Origin of the sequence: Acetobacter suratthaniensis (genome assembly GCF_017377745.1) — a bacterium.
Lineage (GTDB): Bacteria > Pseudomonadota > Alphaproteobacteria > Acetobacterales > Acetobacteraceae > Acetobacter > Acetobacter suratthaniensis.
The window spans coordinates 1-4,050 of record NZ_JAFVMG010000039.1 but is presented as its reverse complement, the minus strand read 5'-3'; the positions used below and the strand labels follow the sequence as shown (position 1 = coordinate 4,050).

The 4,050-nt window shown below is 47.2% G+C and carries 2 protein-coding genes; both read right to left on the bottom strand.

Annotation, left to right across the window (positions count from 1 at the left end; all coding sequences use genetic code 11):
• A partial coding sequence (locus J2D75_RS14125; protein WP_207855422.1) for a POTRA domain-containing protein occupies positions 1 to 501 on the bottom strand: 501 nt, incomplete at its 3' end.
• The gene (locus J2D75_RS14120) at positions 501 to 3,731 is read right to left on the bottom strand and encodes a GLUG motif-containing protein (RefSeq protein ID WP_207855420.1); all 3,231 of its coding nucleotides are present in this window, start codon (positions 3,729 to 3,731) and stop codon (positions 501 to 503) included. The genes J2D75_RS14120 and J2D75_RS14125, both read right to left, overlap by 1 nt.
• Positions 3,732 to 4,050 lie beyond the last annotated feature (319 nt).

The window sequence follows — 4,050 nt, the reverse complement described above, 5'->3', positions numbered from 1 at the left end:
AGTTTTAACCGCGCCCAGCCGGTATTCCGTCACGACAATCTGAACCACGCCGCCACTGATGTTCTGCGGCGGGATGGAGACATATACAAACGGATGCCCTTCGGCCTTGTAGAGCGTACTGACCTTTGCCGCGATTGTGTTCAGGTCGGTCATGCGCAGGGGCTTGCCGAGATAGGCGGCGATCTCATGCTCGAAGGTTGTCTGATCGAGCAGGGGAAGGCCCGCATGGTGCACCCCACTGGAGCCGGCGGGCAGGCCTGCGGCCTTGAGGGCGGCATTGTCGGGAATGAACACCAGCCCCTTAAGGGCGGGGATCACAACCGCATTGGACTGCGGCAGGGGCGGAGCCTCTTTGCCCGGCAGGGTCAGGTCGTTGGGGTTCGGGCTTGCTGCGGGCTGGTGTGGGGCAAGGCGGCTATAGGCCTGCGCATGGGCCATGCGGGGCGAGAAGGCACAGGCGATGGCGGCGAACGCACAGCCAGCAAAAAGAACGCGACGCATCAGAACGTGTCTTTCAAATGGTTGCTATAGGAGAGGGAGGGATATTCGATCCGATATGAACTGGTTTGACTGACGGCAGGAGACAGGGCGTTTGAGTTCCTGCTTTTCAGGCAGTTTACGAGAAAGGTTTGGGGGTTATGGCAAGGCTCGATACTTCCGCCAAATGTACTGATGAGTGGCCAGAATATTACGTCTTGTTTTATTTGATTATTGCTTCCGTTGTTTTTGGATAAAATATCATAAACGCCGCTATCATATTTTATGTTGTAATTCCCCAAACCAGAGCCCTTCGCAGATGAAACAAAAATGAGATAGTTTCCAATCGCACTAAGAGTTTTTGCATTTGTAGAGAGAAGAACACTGGATACCGTATCTCCATTAACAAGCCCGGAGACAGTGTAAGCAGATTCGTCGAGAGTGGGAGCGCCACCGTAGGTTCCGGATTGATTATGTGCGGTTATGACGAGTGCCGCAGGATCAATCGTGTAAGCGGCCTTTGTGTATGATATGGTGTAGTTGCCTAGGCCCTGACCATTCGCACCGGATGCGAGAAGAGCATAATTACCGACAGCACTTTTTGAGCTGGCACTTGTCGAGAGTGCAATGCTGGAGACCTTATCGCCATTGACAAGGCCGCTGGCCGTGTAGTCGGACAGATCCAGTTTTGGTGTCTCACCGTAGGTTCCGGATTGATTATGTGCGGTTATGACGAGTGCCGCAGGGTCAATCGTGTAAACAGAGTTTTTGTAAGATACGGTATAGTTTTTTAAGGCGTCTCCACTGATTGTCCCATGTATGTAATATTGACCAACATTGCTTTTAACACTGGCATTCGTAGAGAGCGATATGCTGGAAAAAGTGTCTCCATTCACAAGCCCATTAACACGATAGCCAGACTGGTTCAGGGCAGGGGTTTGCCCATACGTTCCGGACTGATTATCCAGCGTTACAGTCAGTGATGCTGGCGTAACAGCTAAATTACTGCCTGGGTTAGTATAGGTTGCCTGATATCCATTAAGGGCATAGGTGGTTCCATACATGCTATAAGATGAACCGACACTGCTGTTAGCCAGTGCTGATCCGGCCCACGTCAGGTCATCCCCAGATAAAGTTGACGCGATATTTTGTCCAGACTGGTTTATGGCGCTGTCAATGTGCCCATTTATAACTGTTGTGCCGTATGTCTGTGTTCCATTTGCAGTAATGATAACATACGGTAATGTTGACAGATATGCGTATGGGGTGCCTTTAGCCCACAGAGTAGGGTTGACGAATGCATATTGGCTGGAGGTGCTTCCCGGGCCTTTTTCTATCCATTCTGCGGTTGTTAGTCCGGTGACAGTAATGGTTTCAATTTGATTTTCTTCACTACCAATTCCAATTATGGTACCACTGGTGTCTGTGTCAAAATATCCGTCTGTAATTGTATTTCCGTTTAAACCCGAAAAACCACCAATTTTACTGGTTTTCCCGTCACTTACTTTTTCTTCCACTGCACCAATTGAATAAGCATCTATAACAATCCCCCAATTCACACCCGAAAAACCACCAATATTATCATTAATATTTCCATTTCCTGTTTTTGAAACAGATCCAAGCGCATAGGCATCTGTTATGGTGTCGTTATTGGTACCTACAAAACCACCGAGGTTGCTGGAATTCGAAGAGGTTGATATTTCAGATACATTGCCAGACGCATAAGAGTTGCTGATATTAATATATGTATTTGTTCCAATAAAACCGCCGGCATTTAATGGCGGATAATTGGATAAAGATGTCTTTTCATAAATACTTCCCGTTTCGTAAGAGTTAGCTATGGTTCCGCCGCCATATCCTATAAACCCACCTACGTACTGTGAATCTTCCGAGTTAATATTTCCATTCGCGTAAGAATTTTTAATTTCTCCTAAGGACATCTCACCCACAAAACCACCTACATACGTGGAGTTTGTTGATTTAATATCGCCTGATGCATGAGAGTTACTTAGAGAGGCCTGGCTTCCCATATAGAACGCGATTAAACCTCCGACCATCGTAGTGTTGATACCAGTTAAATTTCCGGATGCATATGAGTTTAAAATACTCCCAAATCCTTGATAGGCGACTAATCCGCCGACAGTTTGTCCTCCGTTGATTTCTACATTTCCGGTTGCATAAGAATTGTTGATGTTAGAGCCAGAATATCCGATCAATCCACCAAAGTTTCCACTATAACCTGTAATTGCTACTGTAGGATCAGTTTTATCGGCCGTAATGGACCCGGTCGCGTGAGAGCTTGAAATAGTAGTTCCGGGTGCGGATGTGCCTATAAGGCCGCCTATGGCGGATGCGCCGTTATATGTTCCAACAATAGAACCCATTGCATAGGAATTGTAAATATTTCCATTGAATAAATATCCTATTAATCCCCCTGTTGTTGTTCTCCCTGAGTAATTTATATCTCCACTTGCGTATGAATTTTTTATCTCACTATTTGATGAGCCAATAAGGCCGCCGACAGTTTGGGAGTACTCTGAGACTATATTTGATTGTGAATAAGAGTCTATAATGCTGGTTGATGAGGCAGTATAACCGACAAGTCCGCCAATACTTCCGGAATTTGTTGTAGATATTCTGCCGTTTGCATAGGAGTTTCTGATATTTCCAGCATCAAGATTTCCGACAAGTCCACCAATTCTGTTGGGAATATTGCTGTTGTCAGTTATATCTACACTGGCACTAGAGTTACTTATATCTCCAGAGTTATTTCCGATCAGGCCGCCTGCATATAATAATTGGGCATTTGAACTACTATTAGGTAGTTTAAATGATAAAGTGCCCTGTGCATGTGAGTTTATGATTGTTCCACTGTTTTTCCCGATAAGTATGCCGATGTATGAATTATTTGCGTAATATCCATCTATATCTGCCTTGATTAGACTGATATTTTCCAGAACACCATTGGTACCGACCTGCCCGAAGAGGCCCGTATATTGGTCACTGGGATTGTTGATGGTCAGGTTGGAAATGGTGTGACCAAGACCGTTGAATGTTCCGTTGAATGCTGCGCTATTACCGATCAGTGAGGATGAGAGCGTACCAAGGTCTGTGGCATCAAGGTCGGTAGCGAGAGCATAATAACCAGTAGAGCCAATACCTGAAAGTTGGCTAGCATTGGACAGCAGGCTGTAGACGGCGCCGTTAATTGTCAGGCTTGGACTATTGGTTGCCGCATCAGGAAACGAAACCACGCTGTTTGTGCCAAAATTTACCGCTCCGTCCCCGGTGCTGGAGCCACCGATGCCGTTGTTTGTGGTCAGGGTCAGCGCGCCCGCGCCATTCACGGTAATATCGGCATTGAGGGTGATGGAGTGATAGGCGGACAGGATCAGGCTGGCGGTGCTGTTCCAGTTCAGGGCGGCGTTGAGTACAATGTCCCCAATGCCCGAACTGCTTGTTCCCGCTCCGTTGATGTTCGATGCGGTGGTGGCCGATGTCTGCTCGGTGACATTGACGCCGCTGTTCAGGGCGGCATTGATGGTGGAGGCGGCAGCACTGTCGATTGTCAGG